The 16610-nt window shown below is 74.5% G+C and carries 14 protein-coding genes; 2 read left to right on the forward strand and 12 right to left on the reverse strand.

The annotated features are described in order from the left end of the window. Nucleotides 1-186 precede the first annotated feature (186 nt). The 4 genes from M8316_RS15550 to M8316_RS15565 form a co-directional block, all read right to left on the reverse strand. Nucleotides 187-2922, reverse strand: a complete 2736-nt coding sequence (locus M8316_RS15550; RefSeq protein WP_250056045.1) for an exo-rhamnogalacturonan lyase family protein — start codon at nucleotides 2920-2922, stop codon at nucleotides 187-189. Between the two features lie 188 nt (nucleotides 2923-3110). Next, nucleotides 3111-3935, reverse strand: coding sequence for a sugar phosphate isomerase/epimerase family protein (locus M8316_RS15555; RefSeq protein WP_250056047.1), 825 nt, complete (start codon nucleotides 3933-3935; stop codon nucleotides 3111-3113). 38 nt (nucleotides 3936-3973) lie between these two features. Further along, a complete protein-coding gene (locus tag M8316_RS15560; RefSeq protein WP_250056049.1) occupies nucleotides 3974-5119 on the reverse strand; it encodes a dihydrodipicolinate synthase family protein in 1146 nt (381 codons plus the stop codon). Beyond that, entirely contained in the window at nucleotides 5116-6264 is a 1149-nt protein-coding gene (locus M8316_RS15565; protein WP_250056051.1) for a Gfo/Idh/MocA family protein, read from the reverse strand. Before M8316_RS15565 ends, M8316_RS15560 begins: the two co-directional genes overlap by 4 nt. A 218-nt stretch (nucleotides 6265-6482) precedes the next feature. Here M8316_RS15565 and M8316_RS15570 point away from each other — a divergent pair, with 218 nt between their 5' ends. Continuing rightward, nucleotides 6483-7544 (forward strand): LacI family DNA-binding transcriptional regulator, encoded by a 1062-nt coding sequence (locus M8316_RS15570; RefSeq protein WP_250056053.1) that lies wholly within the window; start codon nucleotides 6483-6485, stop codon nucleotides 7542-7544. On the opposite strand, the gene M8316_RS15575 is transcribed toward M8316_RS15570, so the two are convergent. From M8316_RS15575 to M8316_RS15605, 7 genes are read right to left on the reverse strand one after another with little or no spacing between them, the layout of a single operon-like run. Continuing rightward, nucleotides 7531-8292 carry a DUF6807 family protein gene (locus M8316_RS15575; RefSeq protein ID WP_250056055.1) on the reverse strand — a complete coding sequence of 254 codons (762 nt, stop codon included), beginning with the start codon at nucleotides 8290-8292 and terminating at the stop codon, nucleotides 7531-7533. The two genes, M8316_RS15570 and M8316_RS15575, sit on opposite strands and share 14 nt — an antisense overlap. A gap of 14 nt (nucleotides 8293-8306) precedes the next feature. Beyond that, nucleotides 8307-9422: a Gfo/Idh/MocA family protein gene (locus tag M8316_RS15580; protein ID WP_250056057.1), complete on the reverse strand. Its 1116-nt coding sequence runs from the start codon at nucleotides 9420-9422 to the stop codon at nucleotides 8307-8309. After that, on the reverse strand, nucleotides 9419-10003 hold the full coding sequence (locus M8316_RS15585) for a hypothetical protein (protein WP_250056059.1): 585 nt from the start codon (nucleotides 10001-10003) through the stop codon (nucleotides 9419-9421). The genes M8316_RS15580 and M8316_RS15585 overlap by 4 nt, the downstream gene beginning before the upstream one ends. Nucleotides 10004-10032: 29 nt before the next feature. After that, complete coding sequence (locus tag M8316_RS15590) at nucleotides 10033-10956, reverse strand: carbohydrate ABC transporter permease (protein WP_250056061.1); 924 nt, start codon at nucleotides 10954-10956, stop codon at nucleotides 10033-10035. Nucleotide 10957: 1 nt separating this feature from the next. Continuing rightward, on the reverse strand, nucleotides 10958-11929 hold the full coding sequence (locus tag M8316_RS15595) for a carbohydrate ABC transporter permease (protein WP_250056063.1): 972 nt from the start codon (nucleotides 11927-11929) through the stop codon (nucleotides 10958-10960). Further along, nucleotides 11926-12984 (reverse strand): alpha/beta hydrolase, encoded by a 1059-nt coding sequence (locus M8316_RS15600; protein WP_250056065.1) that lies wholly within the window; start codon nucleotides 12982-12984, stop codon nucleotides 11926-11928. The genes M8316_RS15595 and M8316_RS15600 overlap by 4 nt, the downstream gene beginning before the upstream one ends. Nucleotides 12985-12990: 6 nt before the next feature. Further along, nucleotides 12991-14295 carry an ABC transporter substrate-binding protein gene (locus tag M8316_RS15605; protein WP_250056067.1) on the reverse strand — a complete coding sequence of 435 codons (1305 nt, stop codon included), beginning with the start codon at nucleotides 14293-14295 and terminating at the stop codon, nucleotides 12991-12993. A gap of 242 nt (nucleotides 14296-14537) precedes the next feature. Between M8316_RS15605 and M8316_RS15610 the strand changes: the two genes are divergently transcribed. Beyond that, nucleotides 14538-15692, forward strand: coding sequence for a glycerate kinase (locus M8316_RS15610; RefSeq protein WP_250056068.1), 1155 nt, complete (start codon nucleotides 14538-14540; stop codon nucleotides 15690-15692). A gap of 53 nt (nucleotides 15693-15745) precedes the next feature. Here M8316_RS15610 and M8316_RS15615 read toward each other — a convergent pair whose 3' ends face one another. Continuing rightward, complete coding sequence (locus tag M8316_RS15615) at nucleotides 15746-16549, reverse strand: nucleotidyltransferase domain-containing protein (protein WP_250056069.1); 804 nt, start codon at nucleotides 16547-16549, stop codon at nucleotides 15746-15748. Nucleotides 16550-16610 lie beyond the last annotated feature (61 nt).

Consider the following 16610-nt stretch of genomic DNA (forward strand, 5'->3'; position numbering starts at 1 on the left):
CAGATCGCCGCCGAGCTCAACGCCCGTCCTCGCAAGACACTGAAGTGGCGCACCCCCGCGGAGGAACTCGACGCACTACTGTCGGGCGAGTCAGATCCACCACCTGTTGCGACGACAGGCTGAATCCACCCGGCGTGTCGCCTGCAGAACGTCACGGACTATCCCCGTGGGTGACCCAGCGGAGCGTCAGGGGGCCTCGTCCGGGGCCAGGGCGAGGAGCGCGATGACGGCCAGGGCGCGCTGGGAGGCGTCGTTGGTGGCGATGTCGACGCCCGGCACCTCGGTCACCTCGCCCAGGCTGTCGGGGCCGGAGACCTGGGCGGTGGCCGCCCACGGCTCCCCCGCCGGGTCGGCCAGGTATGTCTCCCAGCCACGCCGGCGCAGCTCCGCGTCGTCGCTCTCGACGCCGGCCCAGGCGGTGACGCGGGAGTAGATCGTCTTGAAGACCTGCGGGTTGAAGTCCCGACCGAAGTGCGCGGTCTTCTCCGCGCTGCTGGACTGCACGTAGGTGGCGAACTCCAGCAGCGTGCGCCGGAACTCCGGGACGTCGACCAGGTCGACCAGCTCGAACATCACCTGGTCGCCGAGGAAGGCCATCGCCAGGTTGTAGCCGCCCGTGAAGTCCGCGGTGTCCAGCTTCGTGATGTGGCCCGTCTCCGGGTCGAAGCCCACCGCGCCGCCGAGCTGACCGGTGAACAGACCGGCGGGCAGCGCCGCCACGTCGCGCATGCCGGTGACGATCTTGCGGCGCCACCGGTCCTCGCCGGTCCGCTCCCACGCCGCCAGCCAGTTGCTCACCAGGGCGTACCAGTCCGGCCCGAGCCGCAGGGCCGTGGGGACGCCGGCGGGCGGCTCGTAGTAGTCGCGCAGCGGCGGGTTCACCAGCACGGTCTCGTCCACCTGGAGCGTGGCCTCGAGGTAGTCCCCGGCCAGCGCCGAGGCCGTCACGTAGTGCCAGAACCGCTTCGTGTACGACTCGTTGACGCGCGCCTCCTTGGCGCCGTCGCCGTAGTGCAGCACGTTGTGCCGGGAGCCGAGCCCGGCGAACGGCCCGGAGTGGTAGCTGTCGGACTCCGAGATGTGCCGGGTCATCCGCTCGGCCAGGCGGAACGTGCCCGCGTCGCCGGTGCGCAGGAACTGGTACCAGAGCGAGCCGTCCGTGCCGAGCTCCCCGTTGTCCCAGGCGAAGCCGCCGACGTCGTAGCGCCACTCGTGCCGGTCGGCGTCGTAGGTGTGCATCACGTCGCCGTGGTCCCAGAAGCCGTACCAGTGCCGCTCCTCGACCTGGCCCGCGTAGAAGTCGACGGTGTCGACCATCGCGTCCTCGAGCGCGGTGCGCCGGGCGGTGCTGCGGTCCGGCAGGCTCCAGTGACCGAAGACGCCGGCACGGTGGTAGACGGCCGGGGTGCTGACCAGCTGCGCGCGCGCCTGGAGGGCCTCGGCCCGGTCGGCGAAGTCGGGACGCGACGGGGTGGCGTCCAGGGCGTGCAGCTCGAACCTCGTGGAGCGCGCGATCCCCACGGGGTCGCCGAAGCCCTCACGCGGGTCCTCGTAGGCCAGGCCGAGCCCGTGCCCGGCGGCGGCGTAGCCCCGCATGTCCATCGCCTCGCCGTGCGGCGACCAGGCCCACAGGGTCACGGTCGCGGCGTCGCCGGCCGCCCCCGTCACGTCGAGCGCGCGGGGGAACGCCTGCCAGAAGTCCTGCACACCGAAGCCCAGCCCGCCCGAGGGCCCGCCCACGTACCCCAGCCCGGCGGCGCGGCGTCCCCAGCCGGCGTTCTCCAGCCAGCGGTAGTCGGCGCCGGTGCGCTTGCGCACGGTGAAGGAGTCCGCGGAGTGCTGGCGCAGGGAGAACTCCTCCCACAGCGGCAGGTCCTCGTAGCCGGCGGCCACCTGCGCCGCCCACTGCGAGACCGGCGGCGTCGCGGTGCCGGCGAACTGCGCCTCGTCGACGGCCGCACCCGGCTCGCGCCGCAGACCGGTGAGCACGCGCACGGGCTCGCCCCAGACGCCACGGTCCTCGCCGGCGAAGCGCAGGTGGGTGTCGTGCGGGGCGTCGTCGAGGGGGACGACGACCTGCAGGCCCAGACCGCTGACCAGCTGCGTCGCCGGGTCGGCGTCGTGGACGAAGGAGTGCTCGACCTCGACGACGTCGGAGCCGGCCGTGACCGCGACCCGCATCGTCCAGGGCAGCAGCCGGGGGCGGCCGGCGCCACCGCTGCCGGCCGACGCGCCGCGCACGGGCTCGTGGTGCCCGCTCAGCCGCGCGACGGCGCGCACGGGCCCCTCCTGCTCCACGACCAGGTCGGTGACCACACCGACCCAGTCCTGGGTCGAGGCAGGGGACCCGGCGGGGGCGTCGTCGATGGTGAGCACGAGCCGGCCCTCCCGGGCGCAGGCCCGACCGGAGCGGGTGACCTCGCGCAGGGGCGTCGTGCCGGAGCCGGCCAGCGTCACCGTGGCCACGCCCGAGCCGAGCACCACACGGTCGCCCGAGCGGCGCACCGTGGCCGGCCGCGCCGGCGCCACGGGCTGCCCGTCCACGACCTCGAGGTCGTCGGCGAGCGCGGCACCGGCGGCCACCGCGTGCCCGCTCCACTTCACCGAGCCGTCGGGCCAGGTGGCCAGGGTCCAGGACTGCAGCGGCACCTCGCCGTCGCCGCTGCGCAGGCTCAGCGGGGCGTCGGCGGAGCGAGCACCCCGGGGCCAGGGCAGCCCGAAGGTGCTGCCGGCGTGGGTGGTGGGGACGCCGTCGAGCCAGCGGAGCGGCACCTGCCCGTCGGGGCCGACCCCGGCGAGCGGCAGGACGCCGGCGGCGGAGGCGGCCGTCGGCCGCAACGGGCCGGCCACGGCCGCGGTGGCCGCCGCCGCGACGAAGCCGCCGAGGACGGCACGGCGCGAGGGCTGGAGGGGATGGTTCACGTGCACTCCCGAGAGGGTCGGCCGGTCACGTCCGTTGTGACCGGGGTCTCATCGGACGCTAGGACGGAAAGCCCTTTCCCGCAACCCCGAGCGAGGCACCATGATGCGCCTTGACCTGCGCGAACACCTCCGCACGCACCCCAGCCCCGACACCGTCGGTGCCGGGGCTGGGAGCGGTGGTCAGCGCGTCAGCGGCCGCTCAGCAACGCGTGCCAGCGCTCGACCATCGTGGCGACGACCTCGTCGGGGTCGGCGGCCCAGATCTCGCGGTTGAAAAGCTCGACCTCCACGTCCCCGGCGTAGCCGGCGGCCAGCACGGCGTCGACGAGGGGGGCGAAGTCGATGTGCCCGTCCCCCGGCATGCCGCGCCCCATGAGGGCCTCGGCGGGGATCGGGGTCAGCCAGTCGCAGAGCTGGAAGGAGGCGATCCGCCCGGCAGCCCGGGCGACCTGCTCCAGCACCTGCGGGTCCCACCAGACGTGGTAGGTGTCCACCACGACCCCCACGGCCTCGGCCGGGTGCTGCTCGGCCAGGTCGAGGGCCTGGCCCAGGGTGGAGAGGACCGCACGGTCGGCCGCGAACATCGGGTGCAGCGGCTCCAGGGCGAGCAGCACACCGCGCTCGCGGGCGTAGGGCGCCAGCTCGCCGAGCGCGTCGGCCACGCGCTGTCGCGCGCCGACGAGGTCGCGCGGCGCGTCGGCCGGCAGGCCGCCGACCACGAGCACCAGCGAGGCCGCCCCGAGGGCCGCCGCCTCGTCGATCGCGGCGCGGTTGTCCGCCAGCGCGCGCGCTCGCTCCGGGCCGGCGGCAGCGGTGACGAACCCGCCGCGGCACAGCGAGGAGACGCGCAGCCCGCTCTCGCGGACCAGCCGCGCCGCCTCGTCCAGGCCGACCTCGGCGACGGGCTCGCGCCACACGCCGACCGACTCCAGGCCGTGCCGTCGGCAGCCGTCCAGCGCCTCGGCGAGGGTCCACGACTTCGTCGTCTGCTGGTTGAGGCTGAGCCGGCTCACCAGCGGACGGGACGCCGCCGGAGCCACGGCCTCGGCCGTCACTGCGCCACTCCCGCGACCTCGAGGTAGGACCGCATCCGGCCCGCCGCCAGCTCCGGGTCGGCGAAGAGGCCCAGGTCGTCGGCCATCCGGTAGGCGGTGGCCAGGTGCACGGCGCTGCGGCCGGAGTGCAGGCCGCCGATCATCGTGTAGCCGGGCTGGTGCCCCCCGAGCCAGGCCAGGAACGAGACCCCCGCCTTGTAGAACCACGTGGGGGTGGCGAAGAGGTGCCGCGAGAGGCCGACCGTCGGCTCCATCAGGGCTCGGTAGCCGTCCACGTCACCCGTGTCGAGGCAGCGCAGGGCCGCCGCGGCGGGCCCGGTGACGGCGGCGAAGGCGCCCAGCAGCGCGTCGGAGTGGTGCGCACCGTCGCCCAGCACCAGCTGGTCGTAGTGGAAGTCGTCGCCGGTGTAGACGCGCACCTGCGCCGGCAGCCGGCGACGCAGCTCCTCCTCGTGCGCACGGTCCAGCAGCGACACCTTCACCCCGTCGACCTTGTCGGCGTGCTCGGTGACGAGCTCGACGAAGGTGTCGGTGGCGGCGGCCCGGCCGCGGCTGCCCCAGTAGCCCTCGAGGGCCGGGTCGAACATGGACCCCAACCAGTGCAGGACGACGGGCCGCGAGACCTGGCCCAGCAGCCGGCCGTAGACCTTGGCGTAGTCCTCGGGTCCCTCGGCCAGCGCCGCGAGGTGGCGGCTGGCCATGAGCACCGGCTGCGCGCCGGCGTCCTCGACCACGGCGAGCTGCTCCTCGTAGCCGGCCAGCACCTCCTCCAGCGAGGTCGGACGCTCGAGCTGGTCGGTGCCGACGCCGGCGCAGATCGCGCCACCGACGGCGGCCGCCTCGGCGGCGCTGCGGCGCACCAGCTCCTGCACGGCCGGCCAGTCCAGGCCCATCCCGCGCTGCGCGGTGTCCATCGCCTCCGCGACGCCGAGGCCGTGCGACCAGAGGTGGCGCCGGAAGGCGAGGGTCGCCTCCCAGTCCAGGACGGCGGGGGCGCCGGGCACGGTCTCGGAGTCGACCTGCGGGACGACGTGGGCGGCCGCGAACGCCCGTCGGCTGGTGGCCGGGGTGGCCGAGACCGACCACGTGCCGGCCGCGCCGGGGGTGTGCAGGCGACCGTCGGGCAGCCGGACGGTGCTCACAGCACGATCTCCGGCAGCTCGATGCGACGACCCTCGGCCGAGGAGCGCAGGCCGGCCTCGGCCAGCGCGATGCCGCGGGCGCCGGCGACGAAGTCGTAGGGGTGCGGGCCGTCCTCGACGACGTGGCGCACGAACTGCTCCCACTGCGCCTTGAAGCCGTTGTCGAGGACCTCGTTGTCCGGCACGTCCTGCCACTGCGAGCGGAACGGGTCGGTGACGGGGAGGTCGGGGTTCCACACCGGCTTCGGCGTGGCCGAGCGGTGCTGGACGCGGCAGCCGTTGAGACCCGCGACCGCGGAGCCCTCGGTGCCGTCGACCTGGAACTCCACCAGCTCGTCGCGGGCCACCCGGACGCACCAGGAGGAGTTCATCTGGGCGATGATCCCGCCCTCGAGCTCGAAGATCGCGTAGGCGGCGTCGTCGGCCGTGGCCTCGTAGGGCTCGCCGTTCTCGTCCCAGCGCCGAGGAATGTGCGTCACCGCGCGGGAGGTGACGGCCTCGACCCGGCCGAAGAGGTTCTCCAGGACATAGCTCCAGTGGCAGAACATGTCGACGGTGATGCCGCCGCCGTCCTGCGCCCGGTAGTTCCAGCTCGGCCGCTGCGCGTCCTGCCAGTCCCCCTCGAAGACCCAGTAGCCGAACTCGCCGCGCACCGAGAGCACGCGACCGAAGAAGTCGCCCTTCACGAGGCGGTCGAGCTTGCGCAGCCCGGGGAGGAACAGCTTGTCGTGCACGACGCCGGTCTTCACCCCGGCCTCCTGCGCTGCCCGCGCCAGGTCCAGGGTCTCCTCGATGGTCTCGGTGACCGGCTTCTCGGCGTAGACGTGCTTGCCGGCGGCGATGGCGGCCTTGACCGCGCCACCGCGCACGTTGGTGAGCTGGGCGTCGAAGTAGACCGGGAGGTCCGGGTCGGCCAGCGCCTGGTCGAGGTCGGTGGTCCAGCGCTCGATGCCGTGGCGCTCCGCGATCTCGCGGACCTTGCGCTCGCTGCGGCCGACGAGCACGGGCTCGAGCTGGACGCGGGTGCCGTCCGAGAGCTCGACACCCCCCTGCTCGCGGATCGCCAGGACCGATCGGACCAGGTGCTGGCGGTACCCCATCCGGCCCGTGATGCCGTTCATCACGATGCCCAGGACGTCGCTCATGGTGCCTCCTTGGGAAAGCGGTTTCCAGTACAGTAAGCGCAACATCCGACGCCCGGCAAGCGCTATCCGAGACCTGGATCACAGGCGAGCGCGCGATATCGTCCGGTCGTCGCCGCTCCTGTCGCCCCGAACGAGCCCCGCCGGAGCAGCCCCGCACCGACCAGCCCGCACCCATCAGCCGCCGACCCGCAGCCACCACCCAGACCCGGAGGTCCCCCGTGGCCCAGCCCGTGACCCTCGCCGACGTCGCGCGCCACGCCGGCGTGTCGCTCGCGACCGCCTCGCGCGTGGTCAACGGGAGCACCCGCGTCGTCGGTGAGTCGTTGCGCGAGAAGGTCCTGGCCTCCGCCACCGCGCTGCGCTACGAGGCCAACCCCGCCGCCCAGGCCATCGTCCGCGGCCACCTGGACGTGGTGGGGCTGGTCGTCCCCGACATCGAGGACCCGTACTTCTCCGCGATCGCGGCCTCGCTCATGGCACGCGCCGAGGAGAACGGGCTGATGGTCGCCCTGACCAGCACCGGGCGCCAGGCCGACCGCGAGGTCGAGTACGTCGCCGCCCTGCGCCGGCACCGCGCCCGCGCCCTGGTCGTGGTCGGCAGCCGCACCACCGACACCGAGCACCAGGCACGCCTGCAGACCGAGCTCCAGGAGCTCGTCGACCGCGGCGGCCGCGTGGCGCTGGTGAGCCAGCGTCGGCTCCCGTTCGACACGGTCGCGATCGAGAACCGCGCCGGGGCGCGCTCCCTCGCCGAGGCCCTCGTCGGGCTCGGCTACCGCCGGTTCGCCGCCCTCGCGGGCCCCGACTCCCTGCTCACCTCCACCGACCGGATCACCGGCTTCCGCAGCGGCCTCGCCGGCGCCGCGACGCTGCCGCAGGAGAACGTCGGCGTCGAGGAGTTCACCCGCGACGGCGGGTACCGCGCGATGACCACGCTCCTGGGGCGCCGCCGCAGCGGGGCCCTGCCCGGCGAGGGCCCGCTGTGCGTCTTCGCGGTCAACGACGTGATGGCCGTGGGGGCGATGTCGGCGGTGCGGGACGCCGGCCTGGAGCCGGGCCGCGACGTGGCCCTGGCCGGGTTCGACGACATCGCCACGCTGCGCGACGTCTCCCCGCGGCTGACCACCGTGCGCGTGGACCTGGCTCGCCTGGGGCGCGAGGCGCTGGACCTCACGCTGGGCCCGGTGCCGGACAAGCCGCGCACCCGCCGGGTCAAGTGCGAGGTCGTGCTCGGTGGCAGCACGCCCGCGGTCGGGCAGAGCCCGCTCAGACCTCGCTGACCTCCAGGGCGAGCACGCACTCCACGGACTCCCCTGCCGCCAGCCGCCGCGCACGCGGCGCGGCCAGCGAGACCCCGACGCCGGCGTAGTCGGAGACTCGGACGAACCACGGGCCGGTGCCGTCGCCGTCGGGCTCCAGCCGCGCCTGCCAGCGCCCTCGGTGCTCGACCTCCAGCCACGCGCCCGTGCAGCCGTTCGCGAGGTTCTCGCCGACCCCGTGGGGGCAGCGCACCTCCAGGTCGTCGGCGCCGAGGCCCACCGGCAGGCGCCAGAACAACCCGCCGTACCCGGCACCCGCACGGCCGTTGGCCTCGGGCGAGGCCAGCCGCAGGTCGCGCGCGGCCGTGAGCACCGAGCGCCAGCGCAGCGAGAGCCCCGACCCGCTCGCCGTGCACGCGACGGTGCGCCGCTCGTGCAGCAGCGGGGCGCCCGTGTCGTCGCACCAGGTCAGGTCCTCGTGCGCAGCCGTTCCGGTGTCGGCCGCACGCACGCTGCCCCGCCGCGTCCGGGCCTCGAGGTAGCCCTCGGGGTGGACGTAGCTGGGGCCGCCCCAGAGGTTCACGCCGTCGACGTCGGGCAGTCCCAGGCCCAGGCCGTGGTGCCAGGGGTGGTCGGCGGGCCGGGCGCCGGTGAGCAGGTGGCCTGACGGCGTGCGCAGCGGGTGCACCACCGGGCGCGGCACGAGCCCCTCCCCCGCGGGCGACCAGTCCAGGACGGCCTCGGCGCGCCCGGGAGGCTCGGGAGGCACAGCGCCGAGCAGGTTCACCACGGCCGGCCCGCCGCCTCCAGGGTCAGGCCCTCCCGCGCGACCCGCCGCACCACCGCGGTGATGCCGGGCAGCGTGCGCAGGCGGTCGGTGCCGCCCACGCCCACGTCGCGCACCGCCTCCTCCGGCACCCGTGGGACCGGCGGTGCGAGCCTCAGCGCCTCGAGGACCTGCATGAAGGCACCGCAGTCGGCCAGGGAGGACTGGAGCCGCTGCGGCTCGTCGCCGTGCCGCAGCAGGTCCTGGAGCGGGGAGGTCCGGGTGTGCGTCTCGACGGCGCCGTCGACCTCCAGCACGTCGGCGGTGTAGTGCAGGACGGCGGTGCCCCCGGTGCCCGCCACGACGACCGCGGGCTCCTCGTCCTCGTCGGCGCACAGCGTGGCCGCGCCGACCACGGGGACGCCGGCGGTGGTCTCGACCCGCACCCAGGCGGTGTCGTCGCACTCGATGTCGCGGGTGCGCCACAGCTGGGTGCGCACGTCCGTCACGTCCTCGGCGCTGGTGCTGCCCAGCACGGCGAGCCCGGTCGCGAGGCCGTGGGCGAACGGGTTGGTCCACACGCCGTCGGCCACCGGGACCCCCTCCAGCGTGCGACGCCCGGCCCAGGCGGCCCGGGCGTAGTAGGAGTCGGTGCGCTGCCAGGCGCCCCGCACGCCGACGTGCCGGACCTGCCCCAGGGCGCCGCTCTCCACCAGCGCGCGCAGCCGCGGGACGGCGCTCGAGCCCAGGCTCTGGAACCCCACCTGACGTGCGGCCGGGCCCGGGTGGGCACACAGGGCGCGCCAGTCGGCCAGCGTCGCGGTCGGCGGCTTCTCCAGGAGCAGCCGGGCGCCGGCGTCCAGGACCTGGCGGGCCATGGGCAGGTGCAGCGGGATGGGGGTCGCCACCACGACCACGTCCGGGGAGGTCTTCACGAGCAGCTGCCCGAGGTCGTCGGCCCAGGGGCGGTCGCCCAGGAGGTCGGCCGCCGCGCCGACCGGGCTGCTGCGGTCGCAGATCCCGGCGAGCTCCACCTCGCCGGCGGCCTCCAGCCGGGCGATCTCGTCGACGTAGGTGCTGCCGTAGCCCGCCGCGCCCACGAGCAGGACGCGCGGCGCCCCGCTGCCGCTCATCGCGGCCCGCGCACGCGCTCGGTGACGGCCACCGCCGCGAGCACCAGCAGCCCGGGGACGAGCAGGACGAACGCCGGCCCGAGGCGGACGACGAGCACGACGGCGGCCACGGCGGCCAGCAGCAGGAGGGAGCCGGTGACGTCGGCGACCGCACCCCGTGCGGCCGACTCGAGCGTGGGTGCCCAGCGGGCTCCGGGACGCCACAGCGCCGTGGCGCGCAGCCCGCTGACGAGAGCGGCTGCGGCGAGCACCGCGAGCACCGGGCCCAGCACGACCGCCCCGGGCAGGCCGCCCAGCACGGCCAGGAGGTCGATCGCCCCCAGCACCAGCAGACCGGCCACGGCCAGCACGCCGACCGGGTCGCGCAGGGCGCTGCCGGTCAGGTGCAGGAACCGCCCGACGGTGGGGTCGCGGTCCTCCGTCAGCTGCTCGCGCAGCAACGACGCGCCCGCCGCGCCCGCGGCGAGCGCGGTCACGACGGGCAGCGAGGCGAGCGTGACGAGCACGGCGACCTCGGCGACGGCGGAGAGCCGGCGCGGCCAGGACGGCGGCGGTGTGCTCGTCGGCTCCTCGTCGGTCACGGGACCCATCATGGTCGTCACGCCGTCACTCACCCCTTGAGACCCTGCGTCGCCACGCCCTCCACCAGCAGCCGCTGGAAGGCCATGAAGAACAGCCCCACGGGCACCAGCGCCAGGATCGACATCGCGAACATCGGCCCGTAGGAGGAGGACGACGTCTGGTCGACGTAGATCTTCAGGGCCAGGGACAGCGTGTAGTTCTCCGGGCTGTTCAGGTAGATCAGCTGGGTGAAGAAGTCGTTCCAGGTCCAGATGAAGCTGAAGATCGCGGTGGTGAACATCGCCGGTCGCAGCAGCGGGGCGATGACGTACCAGAACGTGCGGAAGGGCCCGGCGCCGTCGATCAGCGCCGCCTCGTCCAGCTCCCGCGGGAGGCTGCGGACGAACTGCACCACCAGGAAGATGAAGAACGCGTCGGTGGCCAGCAGCTTGGGCAGCAGGATCGGCCAGAACGTGTTCACCAGGCCGAGCTGCTGGAAGACGATGTACTGCGGGATCAGCACGACGTGGATCGGCAGCATGATCGTGATGAGCATGAACGCGAACAGCACGCCGCGGCCGCGGAAGCGCAGCCGACCGAAGGCGTAGCCGGCCAGCGTGCAGGAGAAGACGTTGCCGATCACGGCGCCCAGGGAGAGCACGAGCGAGTTGCCGAGGTAGCGCCACACGGAGTACCCGGCGACGCCGTCCATGGCGGTGGCGTAGTTCTCCCCCGTCGGGTTCGCGGGCCACAGGCCGGTGTCGGTGAGCACCTCCTGCGCGGGCTTGAACGAGGCGCTGACCAGCCAGAACACGGGGTACAGCACGACCAGGACGAGGGCGATCACCACGACGTGCCAGAGCACGCCGCGGCTGCGGGCGCCGGGGCGGCCGGCGGCCGTGGGCGGCGCCGACGCCGGGGACGGGTCGGGCGCGGACGGGGTGGTCGGGGGCAGCGTGGTGGAGGCGGCCACGTCAGTTCTCCTCACCGGCGTAGAAGACCCAGCGGCGCGAGGTCGCGAACAACAGCGCGGTCACGACGGCGATGGCCAGCAGGAGCAGCCAGGCCATGGCCGAGGCGGTGCCCATGCGGAAGTCGGTGAACCCGCGCTGGTAGAGGTACAGGGTGTAGACGAGGGTGGAGTCGCCCGGGCCGCCGCGACCGTTGGAGATCACGTAGGGCCCGGTGAAGGACTGGAAGGCGTGGATGATGCCGAGCACCAGGTTGAACAGCAGGACCGGCGTCAGCATCGGCAGGGTCACCGAGAAGAACTGGCGCACCTTGCCCGCCCCGTCCAGCGCGGCGGCCTCGTAGAGGTCGCGCGGGATCTGCTTGAGGCCGGCCAGGAAGATCACCATCGGGGCGCCGAACTGCCACAGCGTGAGCGCGACGACGGCGTAGATCGCGAGGTCGGGGTCGTCGGTCCAGCCGCCGGTGTCGAGGCCGATCGAGGCGAGCAGGTTCGGCACGGTGCCACCGGTGCTGAACAGCGCCTTCCAGGCCAGCGCCAGGCTGATGCTCGCGCCGAGCAGGGACGGGGCGTAGAGCGCCGATCGGTAGAACCCGATGCCGCGGCGCGGGCGGTTCAGCAGCAGCGCAACGCCGAGCGCGATCGCGAGCTGGAGCGGGACGGAGACCAGGACGTAGGTCAGCGTCACCCGCACCGACGCCCAGAACCGCGGGTCCTCGGTGAAGAGCCGCTGGTAGTTGTCGAACCCGACCCAGGACGGGCTGCTGAACAGGTCGTAGTCGGTGAAGGACAGGTACAGCGAGGTGACCATCGGACCGATGGTCAGCAGCACCGCACCCAGGATCCACGGCAGCAGGAACAGGTACGCCGAGCGCTGCGGTCGGCGTCGGGGCCGTGGCGGGGTGGCCGTGGGGCCGGCGGTCGGGGGCTGCTCCGCCTCACCGGCCGCGGGTCGGAGCGTGGTCGTCGTGCTCACAGGTCAGCCTCTCCCTCAGGTGTGTGTGCGGCGGCGCGGTCGGGCTGCCCGACCTCGTCCCGCAGGACGGCGGCCTGGTCGGCGCGTGCCCGGCGGGAGACCCCCGCACCGGGCACGACCGAGTCGAAGCCGTGGAACGTGCCGGGATAGGTCCGTGTGGCGACACGGACCCCCTCGGCGGCCAGGGCGGCCGCGAAGTCGCGGCCCTCGTCGTGCAGCGGGTCGTGCTCGGCGAGGTGGACGGTGGTGGGCGGCAGCCCCCGCAGGTCGGCCCGGGCGGGGGCGACGTAGCCGTCCGCCTCGGCGCCGGCGAGGTAGGTCTCCCACATCACCGCGTTGGCGTCCGCGTCGAACACCGGGACACCCCGGAGCCCGCGGGCGGACGCCGTCGTGCGTCGGTCGTCGAGCACCGGCTGCACGAGCAGCAGGTGCGCCACGGGGAGTCCTCCCTCGTCACGGGCCCGCAGCGCGGTGCCGGCGGCCAGCGCACCACCGGCGCTGGCCCCGGCCACGGCCACGCGAGCCGGGTCCACGCCCAGCTCCTCGGCGTGCGCGTGCAGCCAGCGCAGTGCCGCCACGCCGTCCTCGAGCCCGGCCGGGGCCGGGTGCTCGGGCGCCAGCCGGTAGTCGACCGCGACGACGACCACGTCCGCATCCCGGGCGTACTCGGCGCACTGCGTGTCGCAGGCGTCGAGGTCACCCAGTGCGAACGCGCCGCCGTGCAGGTACAGCACCGCCCCGCGCACCCCGGCCCCGCTCCCGGCGCGCCAGGAGTCCTCGTCCGGCTCCTGGTCGCCGGCGGGAACGGGGTGCAGGACCCGGACCGGCACGGGGCCGGCGGGGCCGGGGAGCGTCGTGTCCGCGCTGCGCACCCCGTCCCGGACGCGCACGGGGGCCGCCGCGGCGTGCCGCGCTGCGTTGGCGGCGCGGGCCCCCGCGACGTCGCGCAGGTCGCTGGGGACCAGGGCGAGCGCGGCCTCGGCGAGCTCCGCGTCCAGCGCGAGCGCCGGGGCGGAGCCGCGGAGGACGGGGTGTGCGGGGTGCAGCGTGGGCACGGTGCGTCAGCCTCCGATGGCGTCGTTCGCGTTGGAGACCAGCTGCTCGGCGGCCGCCTCGGGGGTCGCCTGGCCGAAGATCACCGTGTCGTAGATCTGCTGGAAGTCCGCCTTCACCGAGGACGAGCCGGTCGGCCAGCCCCAGGTGGAGGAGTCGCCGACCTGGTCGGCGACGGAGTCCTCGTAGGTGCAGACCATCTTGCTCACCTCGTCCGCGGCGTCGCAGACGTCGGCGCGGATGTCGGTGTTCGGCGGGATGCCGCGCGAGGCACCCAGCGCCGCGCCGGCCTCGGGGTCGTTCATGAGGAAGTCCAGCAGCTTCACGGCGGCCTCGGCGTTCTGCGAGCTGCGCGGCACGCCGTAGTACACGGGCGGGAGGGCGGCCATGCCGGAGGTGTCGGCACCGGGGGTGTCGGTGGGCAGCGGGGCCGCGGCGAGCTTCTCGGTCGTGGCGCCGACGTAGCCGGTGAGGTTGGAGTCGTAGTTCTCCTCGATCGAGGAGGCGTCGGCGATGAGGCCGGAGTTCGTCGTGGAACCGTCCTGCTGGGTGGTCATCTCCGCGGGGGTGGCCAGGCCGTCCTCGCGCATCTGGTTGGTCCACGTCCAGAACTCGGCCAGGTCGGCCACCTCGAAGCCGAGGGCACCCTCGGGCGTGTAGACGCTCTTGCCGCGCTGGTGGAGCCAGGTGTCGAACCAGTCGATGGCCCAGCCGATGTCGGTGAAGCCGGCGGTGCCGGTGGAGTCGGCGAGCTGCTGCATCGCGTCGGTGAACTCGCTCCAGGTCCAGCCCTGCGACGGGTCGACGCCGATCTTCTCGAACGCCTTCACGTCGTAGACCATCATCTGCGTGGTCTGGCCGGCCGGGAGCGCGTACTGCACGCCCTCGTACTGCTCGCCCGCCAGGAGCTCGTCCGGGATCATGCTGAGGTCGAGCGTGCCGTCGTCGACGTAGTCGTCGAGGTTGACCAGCACGTTGCGCTGGGCGTACTCGCCGAAGGTCGGACGGTCGAGCTGGATCACGTCCGGCGCGGCCTGGGCCGCGACCTGGGTCGTGAGCTTCTGGACGTAGGAGCCGTAGTCGCCGAACTCCGTCTCGACCTTGATGTCGGGGTTGGCCGCCTCGAACAGCTCGACCGCCTTCTCGGTGGCGGCGGCGCGGTCGTCGTTGCCCCACCAGGCGAACCGGATGGTGGTGACGCCGTCGGCGCTGCTGCTGTCGGAACCGCAGGCGGCCATCGTGCCGGCCACGCTCATCAGCGCCACCGCCGCTGCGGCGACCCGGCCGAACCGGACCCGTCGCGTGTTGCTCATGTGTCCTCCTGAGGACCGTTCTTCTCGGGCTGGTCAGCCGTCACAGCGGCGACCCGAGATCGGACAGTACGTGTCCTGCGTCACGCCGGTCAAGGATCTCGGAAAATGGTTTCCTCGCTTGCCGACGGAAAACTGAGGTGCTGTGGGAAAGCGCATTCCCGACTAGGGTGCACGTGCCGACCCCTTCGACGCGACGTCGCGGAGCCCCGAGGTCGTCCCTGTGATCCCACCCAGGAGGCAGCATGCCCACCGCGAGCACCGGTCACGCCCCGGCGTCCGTCCCGACCCTGCACCTGCCCGGCAGGCAAGGGCGCCCGCTGCGCGTGCTCGCCTGCCCGGACTCGTTCAAGACCTCCCTGTCCGCCGCCGACGCGGCGCGCGCCCTGGCCGACGGCTGGCGCACGGCCAGGCCCGGGGACGCGGTGACGACCCTCCCGGTCGCGGACGGCGGCGAGGGCACCGTGGAGGCGCTCGCCCTGGCCTCGGGCACCGAGCCGTGCCTCGCCCGGGTCTCGGGTCCGCACGGCTCCGTCGTCGAGGTCCCATGGCTGCTGCTGGAGGACGGCACCGCCGTGGTCGAGCTCGCCGCGGCCTGCGGACTGGGCCTGATGCGCACGCTGGACCCCCTGGGGGCCGACACCCAGCCCCTCGGAGAGCTCCTGGCCCACGTCCTGGACGCCGGAGCCCGCCGCGTCCTCGTGGGGCTGGGCGGGAGCGCCTCCACCGACGGCGGCACCGGAGCGCTGCGCGCCCTCGGCGCACGACTGACCGGGCCCCGGGGCCACGTCCTGCCGCGCGGTGGCGGGAGCCTGCCCGACCTCTCCGGCCTCGACGTCACCGACCTGCGCCCCCCGCCGCCGGACGGCGTGCACCTCCTGACCGACGTCGACAGCCCCCTGGTCGGGCCCGACGGCGCCGCGCACGTCTTCGGCCCGCAGAAGGGCGCCGGCCCCACCGACGTCGCGCTCCTCGAGCGCGGGCTGCGTCGGCTGAGGGAGGTCGTGGGCGAGCCCGACACCGCCGGCGACGGCGCCGCGGGAGGCACCGGCTACGGGCTCCGCGCCATCTGGGGCGCTACCAGCAGCCCGGGTGCCGCGCACGTGCTCGAGGCGGCCGGGTTCGCCCGAGCCCTGGCCGACTGCGACGTCGTGCTCACCGGCGAGGGCAGCTTCGACGCCCAGTCACTGGCGGGCAAGATCGTGGGGCAGGTCGTCGACGCGGCACGGCGCGAGGGGCGGCCCTGCGTCGTCGTGGCCGGCCGCGTCGCCGGGCAGACGCCCGCCACGTCCCTCTCCCTCAGCGACCTCGCCGGCTCCTCGACCGCCTCCCTGGGCGAGCCCGCCCGCTGGCTGCGCGAGGCGGCCGCCGCCCTGGGGCGGGGCGTGGTGACCGGATAGTCCGTGACGTTCTGCAGGCCGATCACGGCGTGTCGCCTGCAGAACGTCACGGACTATCGCCGCAGGGCACGCACCCGGGCGAGCTGGACGTCGGTCCAGGCGAAGAGGCGGGCCGTGAGCTCGAGGTCGAGGAGGTCGCCGGAGGACCCGCGGCCGGGCAGCATCCCCTCCACCGCGTCGGCGACGGCGGGCGGCAGGTCGCGGCGCAGGTACCGCAGGCCGTAGTCGTGCCGCTCGGGGCAGTGCTCCAGGCGCAGCAGGCGGACGAGGGGGTGCAGCCCGAACCGCAGGTGCAGCTCCACCGCCTCGGCCCACTCCTCGCGGACGATGGCCCGGTTGACCAGCCACTCGGCGGTCCCGCGGCGTTGGGCGAGCTGGTCGAGCGCCTCGTCCACCACGTCCCGCGGCACCGGCAGCTCGCGCACCTCGACCAGCCCGTCGGGGTCGTGCAGGACGCGGGGGCGGCCGTGCCGGCGCGGGTCGAGGACCCGGTGCTCGTCGGAGAGGTCCGAGACGTGCACGTCGAGCAGCACCACCGGCTCGCCCAGCGCCCCGGCGTGCGGCTGCGGGTGCCAGAACGACTGCCGCCCGTCGGGGTAGGTGGCCTCGGGGAGGCGCCACACGTGGTCGAGACCCACCTCCCGCTCGGCGGCGGCCACCAGGTCGTCGTGGACGGCGGCGGCCCGGCCGGCGCGGGTGAGCACCTCGACGTCCAGGTCGGAGAAGTCGTCCCACCCGCCGGTGACCGCGGAGCCACCGACCCACGCGCAGCGCACGTCGGCGTCCCCGCTCAGCCGGTCGGTCAGCCAGGCCAGCCAGGTGTCGTAGCGCGACAGGTCCGCTCCCCCGAGACTCATCCGGCCAGACTGGCACAGGCCCGCGGCCCCCAGGGAGCCGGTGGGGCCAGGGAGCCGGTCG

This window comes from Nocardioides bruguierae (assembly GCF_023554635.1).
Taxonomy (GTDB): Bacteria; Actinomycetota; Actinomycetes; order Propionibacteriales; family Nocardioidaceae; genus Nocardioides; species Nocardioides bruguierae.